General features: G+C 55.5%; 13 protein-coding genes. 4 read left to right on the top strand and 9 right to left on the bottom strand.

All coding sequences use genetic code 11. From position 1 onward, the window contains the following. The first annotated feature begins 77 nt into the window (after nt 1–77). The 3 genes from SOM82_RS15625 (at nt 78) to SOM82_RS15615 (ending at nt 3,414) form a co-directional block, all read left to right on the top strand. Nucleotides 78–1,028 carry a carbamate kinase family protein gene (locus SOM82_RS15625; protein WP_320461291.1) on the top strand — a complete coding sequence of 317 codons (951 nt, stop codon included), beginning with the start codon at nt 78–80 and terminating at the stop codon, nt 1,026–1,028. 15 nt (nt 1,029–1,043) lie between these two features. Next, a complete protein-coding gene (locus SOM82_RS15620) occupies nt 1,044–2,423 on the top strand; it encodes an amidohydrolase family protein (protein WP_320461292.1) in 1,380 nt (459 codons plus the stop codon). 256 nt (nt 2,424–2,679) lie between these two features. After that, a complete protein-coding gene (locus SOM82_RS15615; protein ID WP_320461293.1) occupies nt 2,680–3,414 on the top strand; it encodes a class I SAM-dependent methyltransferase in 735 nt (244 codons plus the stop codon). A 62-nt stretch (nt 3,415–3,476) separates the two neighbouring features. Here SOM82_RS15615 and SOM82_RS15610 read toward each other — a convergent pair whose 3' ends face one another. The 8 genes from SOM82_RS15610 to SOM82_RS15575 form a co-directional block, all read right to left on the bottom strand. Further along, nucleotides 3,477–4,037, bottom strand: a complete 561-nt coding sequence (locus SOM82_RS15610; RefSeq protein ID WP_154128833.1) for an Ail/Lom family outer membrane beta-barrel protein — start codon at nt 4,035–4,037, stop codon at nt 3,477–3,479. A gap of 232 nt (nt 4,038–4,269) precedes the next feature. Further along, on the bottom strand, nt 4,270–4,632 hold the full coding sequence (locus SOM82_RS15605; RefSeq protein ID WP_320461295.1) for a hypothetical protein: 363 nt from the start codon (nt 4,630–4,632) through the stop codon (nt 4,270–4,272). A gap of 9 nt (nt 4,633–4,641) precedes the next feature. After that, nucleotides 4,642–12,666, bottom strand: coding sequence for a two-partner secretion domain-containing protein (locus SOM82_RS15600; RefSeq protein ID WP_320461296.1), 8,025 nt, complete (start codon nt 12,664–12,666; stop codon nt 4,642–4,644). Next, nucleotides 12,659–13,207, bottom strand: a complete 549-nt coding sequence (locus SOM82_RS15595; RefSeq protein ID WP_320461297.1) for a toxin-activating lysine-acyltransferase — start codon at nt 13,205–13,207, stop codon at nt 12,659–12,661. Before SOM82_RS15595 ends, SOM82_RS15600 begins: the two co-directional genes overlap by 8 nt. After that, entirely contained in the window at nt 13,207–14,886 is a 1,680-nt protein-coding gene (locus SOM82_RS15590; protein ID WP_320461298.1) for a ShlB/FhaC/HecB family hemolysin secretion/activation protein, read from the bottom strand. The genes SOM82_RS15595 and SOM82_RS15590 overlap by 1 nt, the downstream gene beginning before the upstream one ends. Before the next feature lie 234 nt (nt 14,887–15,120). Continuing rightward, nucleotides 15,121–15,513: a YdeI family stress tolerance OB fold protein gene (locus SOM82_RS15585; RefSeq protein ID WP_154128838.1), complete on the bottom strand. Its 393-nt coding sequence runs from the start codon at nt 15,511–15,513 to the stop codon at nt 15,121–15,123. Nucleotides 15,514–15,712: 199 nt separating this feature from the next. Beyond that, the gene (locus SOM82_RS15580) at nt 15,713–16,207 is read right to left on the bottom strand and encodes a YciE/YciF ferroxidase family protein (RefSeq protein WP_320461299.1); all 495 of its coding nucleotides are present in this window, start codon (nt 16,205–16,207) and stop codon (nt 15,713–15,715) included. Nucleotides 16,208–16,299: 92 nt separating this feature from the next. Then, nucleotides 16,300–16,485 (bottom strand): con-10 family general stress protein, encoded by a 186-nt coding sequence (locus SOM82_RS15575; protein WP_154128840.1) that lies wholly within the window; start codon nt 16,483–16,485, stop codon nt 16,300–16,302. Between the two features lie 398 nt (nt 16,486–16,883). Between SOM82_RS15575 and SOM82_RS15570 the strand changes: the two genes are divergently transcribed. Beyond that, nucleotides 16,884–18,065 (top strand): aminotransferase-like domain-containing protein, encoded by a 1,182-nt coding sequence (locus SOM82_RS15570; RefSeq protein ID WP_320461300.1) that lies wholly within the window; start codon nt 16,884–16,886, stop codon nt 18,063–18,065. 293 nt (nt 18,066–18,358) lie between these two features. On the opposite strand, the gene SOM82_RS15565 is transcribed toward SOM82_RS15570, so the two are convergent. Beyond that, a complete protein-coding gene (locus tag SOM82_RS15565) occupies nt 18,359–18,586 on the bottom strand; it encodes a hypothetical protein (protein WP_320461346.1) in 228 nt (75 codons plus the stop codon). Nucleotides 18,587–18,691 lie beyond the last annotated feature (105 nt).

Genomic DNA, 18,691 nt, shown 5'->3' with positions numbered 1-18,691 from the left:
GGCTTTTACTCTCTCGCCCCTTTGGGGAGAGGGCAGGGGTGAGGGGAAACATACCGCACCGTGATAAAGGAAAACGTATGAAAGAACTCATGGTCGTTGCCATCGGTGGCAACAGCATTATCAAAGATAACGCCAGCCAGTCGATTGAAGATCAGGCGCAGGCGGTAAAAGCCGTCGCCGAGTCGGTACTGGAAATGCTCGCCTCTGACTACGACATCGTCCTCACCCACGGCAACGGCCCGCAGGTGGGTCTCGATCTCAGGCGTGCAGAGATCGCCCATGAGCGCGAAGGGCTACCCTTAACGCCGCTTGCCAACTGCGTGGCCGACACCCAGGGCGGGATCGGCTATCTAATCCAGCAGGCGTTGAACAATCGCCTTGCGGCGCGCGGTGAGCAAAAAGCGGTCACGGTGGTCACCCAGGTGGAAGTCGATCCGCAGGATCCAGGCTTTACCTATCCGACCAAGCCCATCGGCGCTTTCTTTAGCGAAACTCAGCGTGATGAACTGCAACACGCTCATCCCGACTGGCATTTTGTTGAAGACTCCGGGCGCGGCTACCGTCGCGTGGTGGCTTCCCCGCAGCCGATCCGTATTGTCGAAGCGGACGCCATCAAGACGCTGACGCAAAAAGGTTTTGTGGTGATTGGCGCTGGCGGCGGCGGGATTCCGGTGATCCGCACTAAAGAAGGCGATTATCAGAGTGTGGATGCGGTGATTGATAAAGATCTCTCGACAGCGCTGCTGGCGCGGGAGATCCACGCCGATGTGCTGGTGATCACCACCGGCGTGGAGAAAGTCTGCGTCAACTTTGGCAAGCCGAACCAGCAGGCGCTGGACACGGTAAATGTGGCGCAAATGACGCGCTATATGGAAGAGGGCCATTTCCCGCCAGGCAGCATGCTGCCAAAGATTGTTGCCAGCCTTGCGTTCCTCCATCAGGGCGGCAAACGGGTGGTGATTACCTCGCCAGACTGCCTGCCCGCAGCACTGCGCGGTGAGACCGGCACCCACATTGTGAATGCGTAACAAAAGGAAGATAAGATGAATGAGAATAAAAGCCGCCGTGAATTTATCAGCCAGAGCGGCAAAATGGTCACTGCCTGCGCGCTGTTTGGCGCGACCGGTTCCGTCGCGTATGCTGCCGATTCCGCTAAACCGATCTGCGAAACGGGCAAACCGATGAACATCACCGCCAAACACTACTATCTGGACAACGTACTGCTGGAGTCCGGTTTCCACTTTGAGGGCGACGTGGCGGTGAGCACCCGCACCGAGCTGAAAACGCTGGAGATCCAGGACGGTAAAATCCGCGCATTGCGCGATAACCAAAGCCACGCGGATAGCACGCTGCCGCATTACGATGCCGGCGGAAAATTGCTGCTTCCGGCGATGCGGGATATGCATATCCACCTGGATAAAACGTTTTACGGCGGCCCGTGGCGATCGCTGAATCGTCCGGCCGGGACGACCATCCAGGATATGATTCGCCTGGAGCAAAAGCTGCTGCCGGAACTGCAGCCGTATACCCAGGAGCGAGCGGAAAAACTGATCGATCTGATTCAGTCCAAAGGTTCCACCATCGCCCGTAGCCACTGCAATATCGAACCGACTTCCGGTCTTAAAAATTTGCAGAATTTACAGGCCGTGCTGGCGCGGCGTAAGTCGGGTTTTGACTGTGAAATCGTCGCCTTTCCGCAGCATGGTTTGTTGCTGTCAAAATGCGAACCGCTGATGCGCGAGGCGATGCAGGCTGGCGCGCACTATGTCGGCGGGCTGGACCCAACGAACGTTGACGGCGCGATGGAAAAGTCTCTTGATCTCATGTTCCAGATCGCGCTGGATTACGACAAAGGCGTGGATATTCACCTGCACGAAACCAGCCCGGCGGGCGTGGCGGCGGTGAACTATATGGTGGAAACGGTCGAGAAAACGCCGGAACTGAAGGGCAAACTGACCATCAGCCACGGCTTTGCGCTGGCGACGCTCAACGAGCAGCAGGTAGATCAGCTCGCCACACGCATGGCGGCGCAGCAGATCACTATCGCTTCCACCGTCCCGATTGGCACGCTGCATATGCCGCTCAAGCAATTGCGCGACAAAGGCGTATTCGTGATGACCGGGACCGACAGCGTGATTGACCACTGGTCGCCGTACGGTCTGGGCGACATGCTGGAAAAAGCGAATCTGTATGCGCAGCTCTACATCCGCCCGAACGAGCAGACGCTCTCGCGTGCGCTGGGGATTGCCACCGGCGATGTCTTACCGCTGAACGACAAAGGCGAACGCATCTGGCCGAAGGCTCAGGACGACGCCAGCTTTGTGCTGGTGGATGCCTCCTGTTCTGCCGAAGCCGTAGCGCGAATTTCGCCGCGTACCGCCACCTTCCATAACGGCAATCTGGTCTGGGGGACGGTGGGATAATATACATATCTCCCGTGGGAGAGGATAAAGTGAACGCCGGAAAACAGGCGGTAGTGGCACTTCTCCTTCTCCCCGTGGGAGAGGGCATCAGGCCGCACAAGGCAAAAGCAAAACGGCCACGCCAGTGACCGTTTTTAGTGTTTTCTCCCTCTCCCTGTGGGAGAGGGTCGGGGTGAGGGCATCAGACCGGTGAAGGAGAAACCGCCGCCCGACAATGCAGTATACTGCTATGCATATTCACAAAGAGGGATCTGCGATGGCACAAAATATCTATGATAATCCGGCGTTTTTTGAGGGCTACGCGCAGCTTCCGCGCTCGCAGCAGGGGCTGGATGGCGCGCCGGAATGGCCTGCGCTGAAAAGCATGCTGCCGGATCTGAACGGCAAATCAGTGATTGATTTAGGTTGCGGATACGGCTGGTTCTGCCGAAGTGCGCGTGAGATGGGCGCCGAGCAGGTGACGGGCGTTGATATCTCTGAAAAGATGCTTGCCCGCGCTGCGGAGTTAACCCCTGATGCGGCTATTCATTATCAGCGCAGCGATCTGGAGTCGCTGGTGCTGGAAGAAAACAGCGTTGATCTGGTCTACAGCTCGCTGGCGCTGCATTATCTGCCTGAGCTCGATACCCTGTTTGGCCATATCCAGCGTGCGCTTAAGCCCGGCGGTAGCCTGGTCTTTTCGATGGAGCATCCGATCTACACCTGCGCCTCGCGTCAGGGCTGGCTGACGGATGATAACGGCGAGCGCTTCTGGGGCGTGAATCAGTATCAGCAGGAGGGACAGCGCGTCAGCAACTGGCTGGCAGAGGGGGTGATCAAATATCACCGCACGCTTGGCACGACGCTGAATGCGCTGGTGAAAGCTGGACTGGCTCTTCGTGAAGTCAACGAATGGGGGCCGACGCAGGCGCAGATTGACGCCTGGCCTGCGCTGGCAGAAGAGGCTGAACGCCCGATGCTCGTGCTGATCGCGGTCGATAAACCTCTGTAATCACGTTGTTTAGCATGTGACGACAAAATCCCCTCTCCCGCACAGAGAGGGGCAGCGCAGGATTAGAAACGGTAACCGACACCCACATTCCAGCCGTTGATCGAGTGGCTGCCGTCGATATCGGCATTCGTGCCCTCGTAACCCACGTTAATTGCCAGTTCGGCGGTTGGGTTAAATTGCACGCCCGCGCCATACGCGAAAGAGGTCGATTTTTCAGAGAGGCTGTCTTTCTGGGTATAACCGTCGCCCGCGTTTACCCATTTGGTATCCACATCAGCTTTAGTGTGCGCCACGCCGCCCAGCGCATACAGAGAAACGTATTCATTAATACGATACGCCGGACCCGCCATCAGAGAGTAATATTTCACGTCGATGTGGTTTTTCACTGAATCAGAATCGACATAATATTTCTGGTCGTCGTCGCCGCTCATATAAGTGAATGAGCCCAGCACGCTCAATGGAGAATCCCACTCGTAGCGGTACTGAACGTTGACGCCACGAATATTTTTAAAGTTCTCAACCTTACTCTGTGCATAGCCAACAGAAACCGTCTGGTTATCCGCCAAAGCCGCGCCGCTGGCAAGGCTCGCAGCCACGAATACTGCCAGAGATATTTTTTTCATTTTCCGTAATCCTTGTGCCGTTTTTGGGGTGATTCACGCCGGTTAATTCCGGCAAAGAGGTCATGGATATTCCATGGCAAATAAAGCGGTTAAAATTGTTGGTTTTTTTGGCAGGGGATGAAATGGGGATTAATCCTAAAGACCGGAATATTCCTGGTTTATCCCTCCCCTATATTAGTAGGGGAGGGGCGTGATTTTATTTAGGGCATAATCCGGTGGGTTTTTTGTTCATTTAATTACATTTTCCGGTCGGGGCTTTCAGGGGGCCACATTGACCAAAATCGAGTAACACATAGCCTTTAGCCATCATGCAATTCTCAAGATGGGCTATTCGCTTGTCGTGCTGTTCCATTGTTTCTCCTCCGACAAGCTGATTGCGATTAAATGGCTGCGTATCAGGATCAATCGCCCTGTCCAGTCCACACGCGTAAAGATCCTGTTTTCGCTGCACCGTATTGGTCTGTCCGAGATGGCCTTTTTTCTGGATGGTCTGAACATAGGGAACATACTGATAATTGCTCGAATCCAGATCGGCAACAACGCATCCGCTTAGGTAAAGAGGACAAAGCAAAAGTAAGCCGCGACGTAATGTCATTGTCTAACCTCATTTGGATGCATTAAAGATAAAGTCCAGTAACTCGGGTGAAACCATCTCGGTCATGGCGAAAGGCGTGGCCAGCGGAATAGCGACGATAGTCCAGGTATTGGCCGCTTTTTCCGTTAAGGTGTTGCGCCCGCGGGAAGTATTCCCTTCGCTGTCATAAAAACCAGGCAATTGACCTCCGATATAATCATGCGTACCGGCATACGACTCTACGATGGTGTCACCAATATCGCCCCAGAACGTGCCCGCCTTGTATTCGCCAAAGGGTTCCAGCAATCCTCCGGTTCCCTGGAATCCACCGGTAGGTCCAAAGAGGCTTGCCGCTTCAGGGCTCTTTTCCAGGAAAGCATCAATGGTCGGGTATTCGGTTGTACCTTTATAAATGACCTTGCCATTTTCATCACGCAGAAGATTTTTGCCCGCGTCATCAGTTGTCGCGCAGCGTTGATTTTTTTTGCCACAGATAACATCCAGACCCACCCGAACACCGCCAGCTTTAATGCCATCATAAAGACCATTACTCTCTCCTGAAACATTACTGTAGGAGGTTTTGGTGTCTTTTATGCCGTCAAAGAGCAGCGAGTTTTTGATGGTCTCTTCACGCATTTTGGTCGCGGCCATTGCCAGCGTGCCCTGAGTGATGGCGGTATCAGGCGATCCGGCGACGATGCCAACCAGTGTTTGCAGGAAGCGGCGCTGATATTGCAGTTTATAGACTGCCGCCAGCGCGTCTTGTTGCTTAGCCTTATCACCGGACTCGATCGCCTGTTTCAACGCAGCTTGTGCCGTCGCCTGCTGCGCGTCCAGCAGTTGCCCAATCTGATGATTTGCATTTTCTTTGAAATCACGCGTCACGCGTACCTGCAAATTCAGCTCTTTAAACACGTCGTCTTTGTCGAAATTATTCTCCAGCTTGCCGGAGTTTGCGGCGGCCGTTTCGGTGGTGATATCGGTTTTAATGCCCTCAATCGGCTGCGTTTGTCCGTCAGGATCCGTGAGGGTGATATGGCTGGTGTTGATCCCGCTTCGGGTCACAGAGCTGTCGCTGCCGCTGTCATGGCCGATCCCGAAGGTCATGTTTTTATCCAGTGAGGCATACCCCTGCGCCGGGACCTGAGCGCCATTTTCGTTGAGCACCGTTTTGCTACTTTGCGGCGTGGCGTTATCGCCCAGCCCCATATCGGTGTTCATGCTCATTGAGCCGCCCACGGCAAAGCCATTGCCTTCGTATTCTGAACGGTTATGAATATCGCTCCAGCTCAGCGTGCCGGTGCTGAACTGATTTTTACCGGTCTGCTCGGCGCTCTCGCTGGAGGTAATGAGGCCACCTTGCAGATCCGTATGGTCTTTAACGTTAATGTTATAGCCATCGGCCCCCGCAAAGACGCCGGACTGCTCCTGCACCGAGGCGTAATCCGCATTGACCTTCGACTGTCCGTAATTGCCTGATGCCGCAAAGCCGAAGCCGACCGTCACCTGGCCGCCCGCGTTCATCTGCTTGCCGTCGTATTTCATGGTGTCCTGCAGGCTTTCGATATTCAGATTATCCGCAGTAATATCCACCCCTTTGCCCAACAGCTGACCGCCGCGCAGGGTAGTGGTTCCGCCGCTGATAATCCGGGTCTGACCGTCCATATCGCCAACGTGGCTGTTGCGCCAGGAGACGTCGTCACCGTTGCCGTGGCCTTTGCCAACGTTTGCCCCGGCGGTAACGCCAAACGAGGCGCCGCCCTGGCCGTAGCTCACCGCCACGCCGGCATTCCAGCCGCTGGACGCGTTATCGCTGCGTTCGTGACGCTCCTGTTTTGCCGCCACGATGTTCACATCGTGATCCGCGAACAGCGTCGTGCCTTGTTTGCCGCTCACGTCGGAGCCGACAATATTGATATCCGACTGCTCGCCGCCGGTCGCCACCACGACCGCCTGTTTTCCGGCATTCACTTTGCTTGCCAGAGCCGTGGTGCTGCGGGTCTCTTCGGTATTGGTTTGTTTGCTTTGACCATAGGTGAGCGACACGCTCACGTTCTGCGCCGCGGCCTGCGCGCCGTTCGCCATCAGCCCCTGCGCGGTGTTCATCATCGCGCTGGCGGCACGGGCGCTGTCCCATGCGGCGTTGGCGGCGGCCAGCATATTGATGCGGTCGTCGTTGCTTTTGCCCACGTCCTGTGCGGTTTCCAGCGCGCCGCGAACCGCCATCACCACCGGCACGTTCACCGCCAGCGTGAATCCTTTTTGTTCGACGGTACGTTTGTATTGAGAGGCCCAGGTATCCTGTGCCGCCTCAATGGTGACGTTTTTGCCCTGAATCGCCACATTGCCGTTTGGCGAGGAGACGCTGCTGCCGGTCTGTCGGTAGTCGTTGCCCGCCAGCAGAACCGTGTCGCCTTGCAGGCTGCCCACCAGTGCGCCCTGACCGGCTTTCGCCTGGCTGGCCCGATCGGTTGTCTCTTTATGCGACCCGACGGTAAAGCCAATCCCACCGGAGCTTAACAGCCCCGATTTTTTCTCCTGCTTCAGATGCGTTTCATCATTGCGCCCGCCCATAGTGGTGAGGGTCAGATCGTTCCCGGCCTTGAGCGCCACATTCCCGGTACCCACGACGCTACTTCCCGCCACCGTCAGGTCATTACCGGCGATAATTTTCACTGAATCGGCGCTCAGTTCGCTGCCCTGAACGGTCTGTTTATCCACCGTATCGCGGGTGGTGCGGGTCGTTTTCGACATCCAGCCGTTACCGCCCACCACTTTATGCCGCTCGTCGAGCTGGTTTTCGTTGAGGACCCCTTCGATGTTGATATCGCGGACCGCACCCAGCGCCAGCGCGCCGTCAGACGTGATTGACGCGCCGCGGGCATTGATGTCATTTCCTGCCGCCAGCGTCACGCCGCCGCTGCCGCTGATGCTACTACCGTTGTGCTCCACGCTGCTCTGTTTCAGCGTGTTATCCGCATCCCAGATCAGATTATCACTGCGGGCCGTGGCCACCGTGTTCAGATTGACGTCACGTCCGGCCACCAGTTGCGCTTTGCCATTCTCGCCGCTGGCGATCACCTGCGCCCCTGTCAGCGTAATATCGCGACCGGATTGCAGGGCCAGCTTGCCATTGTCATCCTGAACGTAAATACCGGACACGCTGTCGATGGTGGTGCGGCTAAAGCGATTTTCACCGTTAACTCTCTCTGCGCTGTTAACGGTGCTGGTGGCGTTGATATCACGGCCTGCGCTGGCCAGCAGGCTGCTGCCGCCGACGATAGCGCCACCGATATTGTCGATGTCGGTGCGGGCGTTCAGATTCACGTCCGCCGCCTGAAGCGTGCCGGTCTGGTTGGTGATGTTGTTTGCATCAAGCTGAAGCACCTTGCGCCCGGCAATGGTGCCGCTGTTAAACAGATCGCCATTCAGCTTCATCGAGACATTATTCCCGGCAATCAGTGCGCCGGAGCCATCAATATCGCCCTGTTTCACTTTGGCGTAGACCTGCGGCACCAGCACGGTCTGCATCGAGCCGTCCGGCATTTTCACCCGGGTATTGACCAGCCAGACGATATCGCCGGTCAGCAGCGCCATTTGTTCAGGCGTGAGCGCCACGCCGAGCTTCAGGGAATACTGTTTCCCGAAGGTGATGCCTTTATCCATCAGCGATTTAAACTGGTCTTCATCATTGCTAAAGCCATCAAGATAGCGTTGACCGGTGAGACCAATGACCTGCTCACGCACCAGCCGCTGCTCGTAATAGCCATCGCCCAGACGTTTCAGGGTGGTATCGCTATTCGCGGTCAACGCGTTTTGCATATAGTCGCTACCGAGCCACTTTTTCTCGTTGGTGAAGCGCGGGTCCGTCTCCACCAGATACGGGACGTCCGATGACGGATTCACCTTAAACAGGCTGTTGTCCGGGAGCGTGGTGTTAGGCCCGATAATACGAATGGCACCGTCGGCAGGCGTCACTTCAAACTGCTGACCCGCAGGAGGCGTCACGGGTTCGCCCGGCGAGACGGTCTGCTGTGGCGAAGCGCTGACACCCGCCGCCTGACCAATCACCGTATCCGTTCCCTGTAAAACTCGCGGCGTGATGTTCAGCTGACTGCCTTCGACGCTGCCGTTGCTCACCAGCTGGCCCGGCTTCAGGGCAATGCTCTGAATCGCCGTAGGCGGAGTGTAAGCCGTGGTGCGACGGCCCTGTTCATCGTCGCCTTTGTGGCGAATGCGGTAGTAATGCGTGACATAACCCGCGTCGGTGGTATGCCGCTCACCGGGCACATCGTCGTTAAGCACCGAGCCCATGGCCTCGGTAGAGAGCGTACCGCCAGCGACAATCTGACTCTTGTCGTTAAACAGCCGATCGCCCGTCAGGGTCATATTGCCGCCGGAGAGAATTTTCGCCGGATCGCTCTCTTTGATGCGGGTCTCTTCAATCGTACGGGTATAGGTGTACTGGTTGAAATCGTCGTGTCCGTGGCCGCTCAGTTCCGGCGTATTGAGATTGCGCAGTCCGTCGGATGAGTTGCCATCCACCCAGACGCCTTCGTCACCGGCCTTCCAGCGGTTGGTGGAGCCGGAGTGCTGATATTCGGTCAGCGGCTCCTGCGAAACCAGCACGATTTCGGTGGAGAAATGGTCATTGATGTTGTTGATTTGTCCGGCGGCGATGGACATATCCCCGGCGGACTCAATGGTTGAACTGTGGTTATTGATTGCCGCAGCGCGTCCGGTGGCGGCGCCGTTAGCGTCCAACGCCCCGCCAATCAACATCGTGCCTGCGCTGTAGATCAGCCCGTGGTCAACGTTATTCAGCGTCTGCACGCCCAGATCCACGCGCTCGCGTCCGGCAAGCGTGGCCGCCGTGCCGTTTTCTGCGAGGTTATTAAAGGTGATAGCGTTGACGCCCACCGCGTCGCCGTAGATGCGCCCGGTGCCGATGTTATTCAGCGTGTCAGCGTTGATGCGAGTATGGATCCCATCAATCAGGCCGTAGTTCGCCAGCGTGCCGGTGGTGTTAAGCGTATTGCTGCCAGCGTTGATTTCGCCACTGAGCGTATTAGTGAGGCTGGCGCTCTGCACGTTCAGCGCGCTGCCTGCCAGCAGTTTCCCGCTGTTGGTGAGATCGCCCGACGTGCTGAAGGTGAGGTTGCCGTTGGCGATGGTCGCGCCGCTGTGGTTTACGCTGTTTGCGCTGCTCAGATCCATATCACCCAGCGATAACAGCTGGCCGCTGCCGTCGATATTCTGCGCGTGGAGGTTCAGCGTTTTGCCGGCCTTCACCGTGCCGCCCTGGTTCATCACGTCCAGACCGTTGCCCGAGATATCCAGCAGGCCGGAAGAGGCCAGCGCACCGCCGCTGTTATTCAGCGTACCATTGTTGCGAATTGTGAGCGCGCTATCGGCCAGCAGACTCCCGTTCTGGTTGTCCAGCGCGTCGGTATTCAGCGTCACCTGCTGGCCTTCCAGCCCCTGATTTTCACCGAGCGTATTCTGGTTGACGAAGTTCACTGCGTTCAGCGTGACGCTTTGACCGCCGCGAATTAAGCCGGACACGTTATCCACCACGCCGCGGGCGCTGTCGAGCAGCAGATCGCCCACCGACTGGATCTGACCGCCGCTGTTTTGCAGGTTATCCGAGTGAAGCGCAGTGGTGGATTCGCCGATGACGCGCCCGCCGCTGCGGTTATCCATCGTGGTGGCCGCAATATCGGCGGTCCCTTTTGCCGCCAGCGTACCGGCCTGGTTGTCGAGCGTGCCGGCGGAGAGATCCAGCGATCCCAGGCTGTTGAGCGTGCCGGAGCCATTGCTGAGGCTGACGGTGCTTATCCGAACGCCATTGCCCTGCAACAGCCCGGCCTGGTTGATCACCTGACTGGCTGGCGTCAGGGTCAGACTATCGCCCGCCGCCAGCTGTCCGGCGGTATTATTGAGGGTATCGCCGGTGAAGGTAAGGCCTTTACCGGCAAACGTTTCGCCGCTGCTGTTATCCAGCGTGCCGCCATTAAGGGTCATGTCGCCAACGGCTTTCACCGCACCGCCCTGGTTAAGCAGCGTATCAAACCGGGCGTTGAGGCTCTGGTCGGAGCCGATCTGGCCGCTGCGGTTATCAACCTCACTGCCGTCGAGGGTCAGTGCGCCGTTACTGGCCAGGAAGCCGCTTTGGTTATTCAGCGCGCCGTTTGTCACGCTGAGCGCACCGCGCGAGAGCAGGGAGCCGGACTGGTTATTCAGGCTGCCCGCATTGAGTGCGAGGGTGGCGCCGTCGGCAACAATCACCCCCTGTTGGTTATCGATCCCGGCGGCGTCGATGCGTTGGGTTTTCGCCGCTTCGATTCGCCCCCCGGCATTGCGGATAGCCTGGCTGCTGCGGATTTCGCTATCGCCTGCGGCAGCGGAGATCAGCCCCTGCTCATTATTCAAAGCGCCGGCATCCACGTGAGTGTTATCCGCCACCGCGACGACCTGCCCCTGGCGGTTATTCAGCGATTGCGCTTTCAACGCGACGCCGTGGGTGGCGGCTATTTGCCCCTGCTGGTTATCAATCGTGCCCGGCAGATTGATTGTCAGCGTGCTTTTTCCGGTCTGGATCAGCTTACCGTGCTGGTTGGCGAGATGGTGTGCGTTCACGGTCAGGGTATCGGCACTGATTGAACCGCCGTTGTTGTTGAGCTGTTTACCGCTGCGCGCGGTGAGTTCAGTGGCATTCACCTGGGCGCTGGTCGTGGTGAGATCGCCCGTGCCGCCGTCAAGCACGACGCGTTTCCCCTGCGTCTGGCTGCCGCTCAAATCCACGCCCTGACCACGGACGCTCAGGTTGCCGCCCGCCAGCGTCTGCCCGTGAGCCTTCAGCTGACCGCTGGTGCTCAGCTGTAAATCCCCCGCGCTGGCAAGCTTACCGTCACTTTTTACTCCGGCGGCCAGGACGCTGTTTTTCTCGCTGTTGAGGGTGTCCGCTTTCACCTGCGCATTGTTGCCCGCGGTGAGCACGCCGCTGTTGCTGAACGCGCTGGCGGTCTGGACGGTGGCGCTGTCGCTGGCCCGGACCCGTCCGCTGTTTTCGATGCGCCCGTCGGCGCTAATGGTAACGCTGCCTGCCTGAGCCCCGATAGCCCCGGCGTTACGCACCCCGACGCCTTTTTCGGTGCCGACCATGCGGATTTTACCGGCGTACATTCCGCCGAGGCTGGCGACATCGACCGCCAGCTGCGGTCGTGTGGCTGCATCCTCGCTGCCTTTGATTATTTTTTCATGCGCCGCATCGACCTTATTGCGCCCGGTGGTCACCTTCAGATCGTTAGCCCACAGCCCGGCATTCACTTTGACCGAGCGGGCGATGATATCGGTGTAATCCGCGCCAGAGGTATCCATCCCGGCGCCTTCTACCACCACTTCGCCGCGCTCAACGTTGAACCCGGTGAGATTGCCGTTGTTCATCTGCGCCTGACCGGTGGTCAGCGTCGCGCGATTGGCGTTGATAAAACCGCATCCGCTACAGGTAATGCCCGACGGGTTGGCGATCACCACCTGCGCTTTTTTTCCTGCCACTTCAATCATGCCGTTCAGCTTGCTGGGATCGCGTGAACTGACTTCGTTCAGGATCACCTTCGCTTCGCCTTTCGCCAGCCACGGGTTGCCGGACACCATACCGCCCAGCTGCGTCCGGGTATTTTTATGCGAGTTATTCAGGATGGCGCCTTTCTGGCTCACGTCAAACTGGGTGTAATTATTGCGTGAAACCCCGGCTTTGGACGGGGTCTGGATATTCACCTGCGGCGTACCGTTAGCGCTGTTTATCACCGTCGGCTGCTGGTTCTTTGGCGCGCCCGTGTTAGCCACAATGTTGGCCTGCGCCGTCTGTATCGCGCCCATCGCCAGCCAGAGGCTAAAGCTTATTGCACTGATTTTACCGATCAGGCGGCTGTGGGTATGTCCGATGCCTGCTGCGCGCGAAGAACCGGCGCGGCCCGAACGGGCGATATCTGCCACCACCATCAGCATGCCGCGCGCTTTGTTGAAAACGATACGATAGAGGTTCTTATTCATGGGTCGTTCCTTTAAACGCTTCCGGCAGGTTGACGGCGAGCGGGTGATTCAGTTGCCAGTGTTTTGCTGATTCGCGGGTGACGTGCGTGCCATGGAACATCACGACGCGTTTACCGCGCTCTTCCCCACGGTGATACAGCGCCCGCCAGCAGTGATCCGGGAAAATGTCGTGGCGGATCAGCGTTTTCATGGCGGCGGTGTGGCCGAACGGAGTGATCCAGTCGCAAAACCAGATCCGATCGCCGCTGTCCCAGTCCTCTTCTTTCATTTCAATCGACGGGCGCGTGAGGTAGCGCGCTTCCGCTTCTTCGTTGAGCCAGGCCCAGCTGAGAAAGAAAATCGGACGTCCGTTCTCCACCGCCAACACGTACTGCTGGCGTTTGATGATGGGCAGAAGCAGAGTCGGTAAAGCATGCAGTGGCGCATCCCGATGCATGGGGGAGTGCATCCACAGCCAGACGGTAGCTCCAAGAACTTCGGCTTCGTTTTCTTCACCGCCGAGGATCAGCGGGGCTTTGATATCCAGGTTTCCGACGCGCATTACCAGCTCCAGTTGAGGTTGAAGCCCAGAGTGAGCGAGCTGGTGTGGAAGCCGTCCGGTTTCGAGAACGGCGTGCCGGCAAACAGGTCGTAGCCGGTGTTGAAGGCGCTACCCCGCAGGCCAGCCACGCCGCCGGCCAGATGTTGACCAATCAGCGGGTCTGAGCTGTAACCGCCCACTTCGCCGTAATCGGCCCCGAGATACAGTTCCTGATTCGGCAGCGGCGTGCTCCAGCCGAGGTCGTTACGCACATACCATCCGTGGCTGGCGTTGAGGGTGCGCTCGCCGTCAAAGCCGCGCACCGACCAGCGGTTACCGATGGCAAATTGATCCTGCGGCGTCAGCGGCGTATTGCTCATCTGGCGCAAATACTGAACGTTGTAACGGAAGTTTTGCGAGCCGATCTCAAACGGCAAATCGAGCTGGGCGTTGAGCTGGATAATTTTGCTGAGCGCGGTGGCGTCGCCAAAATACTCTTCTGGCGCTGGCTGCGCGCCGAACCAACGGGTCCCGCGCTGATAGCTTACTCCGGCATCTACGCTGGCCTGGCCGATAAAGTGGCGGTGCTGTAGCCCCACGCGCCAGCCAGCGGTTTGCCGACGCTGCACGCCCACTTCGGTATCATCAATATAGTTACGGGTTTCGCGCGCCAGCACGTCCCAGGTCAAGGTGGTTTTTTGCGAGCCGCTGCGATGCAGCACGCGACTGAGCTGCACGTCCAGGTTCTTACTTTTTCCGCTGTAGCGATAATCCTGATTCTGTCCCGCCACCGTCTGGTGATAGTCGTAGTCACTGCCCGTGACGCCCAGCGTCCAGTAGCCAAAGGGAACGGAGTAATGGGCGGTGTAGTTTTTACTCCCTTTATCGCTGTGGTCGTTCAGATCATGGCTGGCGGAAACATAGAGCAAGTCGCTGAGAGAGAAGGGGTTATCCAGCGACAGCGTCACGCCACCCTGATAGCGCCCGGTGGTTTCCGTTCCGGCATCATCCAGTGACAGGCCAAGACGCCACATTTTTGACTGCTTACGGGTGATCACCACATCGCTCTCGCCGGGTTGCTCGCCGGGGAGGATCTCCATGCTGGCTTCAACAGTGGGCAGGCGCTGGAGATTTTCCAGACCTTGCTCAATATCACGCAGATCCAGCAGATTGCCTTCATGCGCCGGGAAGCTGCTGTAAAGCAGAATGTCATCGTCGCTCTCATCCGTAAGCCTGACGTGGCGAACGTAGCCCGGCACAATCGCCAGTTTTAAAGTACCGCTTTTCAGATCCTGTGTGGGTGCCAGCACGCGGGTGGTGATCCAGCCATGATCGACGAGCCTGTTTTGCAGGGTACTCATCAGCAGGTTGATGCCTTTCCCGCCCAGACAACGCCCCTGTGCCTGATCGGCAATACGTTGCAGCGGCAGCCAGTGGGGCAGGGCGTCCTGACCGCTTAATTGCACCTGTTCGATAGGGAAACAGGGCATTTCTGCGGGGAAGGCGATTTTGCCAAAGCTGGATGACGGCTCGGAAAGCCGCACATCGGGCACCGGCGGAGTGAGTTGCTGTTCCAGTGCTTTCTGACGTTGCTGCTGAATAATAAATTGATTATCAGGCTCCGCTGCATGGGCAGAAAGCAGGAGTGACAGCCCTGTGGCTGTTGATATTATTACGGCTAATGGGGAGCGGGCTATCATCGGACATTCCGTGCTGTGTAAGCAAAATGTATGCAATGTGAATTTGTGTAAGATTGTTTAAATATTGCAGAGTGAATAAAAGGGGGATTAATCCTAAAGAGGCTATTATGCAGGGATGCGTTATCCCAAATATTGGTAGGTATAGAAGCGGGGGGGGGGGATTTAACAGAAGTCGTCGGGGCGATATGAGAACGATATATCTTCATCGCCCCTGACAGGTTATCAGGACATTATTTATTTCTGGATGCGATCTACCCGAACGACAGGCGGCGTCATTTTTTTATCAAGGCTGCCATTAATGCTGATCATATGATCGGGTTTAACGGTTCGGCCATCAAAAACGGAATGAGGAATGATCGTCTCAATCTGACCGGTCTTATCGCGAAAGGTATATTTATCACCTTCTGCATTATCAATTAAATTACCGCGCAGTGAGATGGTCGCGCCATCGTGCATGGTTTTTGCCTGTTCCACGGTCATGATACGCGCGTCGTCCGTGCCGCGATACCCCTCGTCAATCTTGTGCGGCGGCGGCGGGGCTTCACCTTTTTGCAGGCCACCGTTATCGTCGGCCCACGCTGTTGGAATAAGCAGACAACAAAATAATGGCGCCCATAATAATTTCATTGTGACCTCCAGAGCATAGCGACTTGACAGCTTAAGTGTGGTTGCTGTTGCTTAATCTGACAAACGAGAAGAGTCCTAAAAGAAAATCATCTGGCTGAGAAAATAAAGCGAGACGGTGAACTGCTGTTCAGGCGGACTGGCCGATCATTCTCCTTACTATTATTGTTCTGGTGTTATCTGGGGATTAATAATATCGAAATTATTTTTCGGCCTGTTGATTAATATTGCCAACGGCTAAGTCGGTCAATTTAAGATCGGTGGCTTTCTCTTCTTCAAGCGTTGCAGCCAAAAGCAGGACGGCTTTTTTATAGCCTAGCTGCTCTGCCAGCGTGGCCAGTGTGCCATAGCTGGCGATTTCATAGTGCTCAACTTTTTGCGCGGCAGCGATCAGCGCCGCATCGCGAACACTGTTTTTCTCTGTGCTTTCAATAACCTCATTCGCTTCCTCAATCAGGCCTTCCATCGCAACGCACTTAATACGCTTAATTTTGAGAGCCGGTTCCTGCTCAACGATCTGATCAATACGCTCAATCTGCCCGTGAGTTTCTTCGAGGTGACTTTTGAATGCGGTACGGAGCGGTTCACTTGAGGCTTCACGGGCCAGTTTTGCCAGTGCGCGGGTCAATTGTTTTTCTGCACTATAAGTATCGGAAAGAAGATGAATGAAGACATCTTCAAGGCTTTTCATATTCATGGGGCTTCCTCACGGAAATAAGAATACTGCGAGTCTGCTGACCCGCAGAGTGTGCTTTAATTTTCGGATAACGATAATCAAAATAGGTGAGCCTATGATTTATCTGATTTTCGGCCTCCACCATGACTATTTTCACCGCCTTTTTTTCCTGCTTCGGATGCGCGTTGCGGATCGTTTTTAAAGTTCCCACCGCTTTGTTGCCCACCTTTTTTACCGGCATCAGACGCTTTATCACGATTCTCAGCGAAATTACCCGTACTACCGCGTTTCTCAGCCATATATTAACCCTCGTGTGACGTTATGGATACGATTCAGAACGTATCCGCTGTTGTTCATGAATTAAGTCTAGCTGCTATCTGGAATTAAAATTTCAGCTGCTTTTGGTTAACAAGGAAAAATAATGGCTGGAAAGGCCAAAATATGACGCTTCGTTTGTCTACGATATACTGAAGCTTATTAGCTAGCTGCGCTTGTTTATCTCCTGTGCCTGCGGCGGGGGTTTTACCGCTAAAAAAAAGAGGGGGTGTTTACGTATCTTTACGAAAAGAGGCATGAACCGGGCTTTTTGCCCTTGATGGTGGCCCTCTTTCCCCAAACAGCACGCGAAAATGATGACCAGAACCGAGACATGTGTTACTAAGTTGTGACTATCAAAAAGAATCCAGGTACCCGTAGCGTGACAACTCAAAAACTCGCCAGCAGCGTGCAAAGCCTGCAATCCTCCGCCATTCGCGAACTATTAAAACACAGCAAAATGCCGGGCGTGATTTCACTCGGCGGCGGCATTCCCAACCCCGACCTTTTCGATCATGAAGGACTGCAAATCGCGGCAGACGCCGTGTTATCGCGCCATTTTGGCGAGGCCTTCCAATATGGTTTGAGCGAAGGATATCCGGCGCTACGCGAAGCCATCGCGCAAATTTGTGCAGACCGGAGCATTTCTTGTCAGGCCGACGAAGTGGTGATCACCTCCGGCTCGCAACAATCTCTGGATATTCTGGCGCGCGCATTAATTAATCCCGGTGATACCGTGGTCGTAGAGCGCCCGACGTATCTGGCTGCGCTGCAGGTGTTTAGCCTTGCCCAGGCCAGTCTTGAATCCGTTGGCACAGACGGCGAAGGCATGAACGTTGATGAGCTTGAAGACTTAGCCGCCAGCAAACCCATTAAAGCTGTTTATATCGTCCCGACCTTCGGCAACCCCGGCGGTGTGACGCTCTCTGAGAATCGACGCAAAAAGCTGGTCGAATTATCGAAGCGCTATGATTTCGTCATTATTGAAGACGATCCCTACAGCGAAATTAATTACACCACTGACGTTTTCCGTCCGTTAATGGCCCACGCTAAAGACATCGGCAACGAACAGAATATTGTTTATACCTCGACTTTCTCGAAAATATTATCGCCGGGCACGCGCGTTGGCTGGCTGGTGGTGCCTGAATGGCTGAAGAGGGCGGTGGTAAATCTTAAGCAGACCACCGATCTGCATACCAGCATGTTGTCGCAATTGATGACGTACGAGTATCTACAAACCGGGCGACTGGCTGGACAAATTGCCCTGATTCGGGATGCGTATCGCCAGAAATATCAGACCTTTGCCAGCGAGCTTGAAAAGGAGCTTGGCGACGTGCTGACGTTCCATAAGCCAAAGGGCGGGATGTTTTTGTGGGCCAAAATGAATAACGGTATCAACACCACGCAGTGGCTGGAGAAGACGCTTAGCAATGGCGTCGTGTTTGTGCCGGGCGAATTCTTCTATTGCAGCGATCCCGATCGCAGCACGTTGCGAATGTCGTTTGTGACGGCAACGGATGAACAGTTGAAAGAAGCGGTAAAACGCCTGAAAATCTCGCTCTGACCCGCTAACGCGCAATGGCCGACCCGTCATTGCGCGTAAAAGTGAAACAGTCCGCCCCGATATCGGGGCGGACTGTTTTCATTAATCGTGCTTACCCGATGTTTGCTATTTCACATATCGAGGAAAAATGACTATCACGAACAGGAAGAATACGGATATAAGCCAGATTGGGCTATCAGGGAATAATAAACCCTGCACCAGCGTGAATATTATGGTGAGCACGGAAGGGCCGTAATACGAAATCATTGATCTGAATATACGCCTAAAAAACATTTTAATAATATTCATCATAATTATCGAATCATCCTTATGATGATATCTGCAATCTCACGGTCCGAGGCGTATTGTGCTTTAAGTGCATTAGCACGGATGAATAACGGCTCTATCAGGAAATACATCATTTCCAGATTTTTAAAGTATGGTTCGGCATCAGGTTCAACCATTCCATGTGATCGCCTCACCATTTCACATAGCAACCAAAAATAATCAGCATAAATACCAGAAAGATGGGTACAGGCCATATAGGACCATCCGGGAAAAAGTGTACTAAAGCGATTGCAAAAAAGAATGTGAGCAATGTAGGCGCATACATTGAAAACAGTGACTTAAATATTCGCTTAAAAAAT

Origin of the sequence: Lelliottia sp. CFBP8978 (genome assembly GCF_034046055.2) — a bacterium.
GTDB lineage: Bacteria > Pseudomonadota > Gammaproteobacteria > Enterobacterales > Enterobacteriaceae > Enterobacter.
Note: the sequence above shows the minus strand (reverse complement) of the source record. Positions and strands in the feature narration are given on the sequence as shown.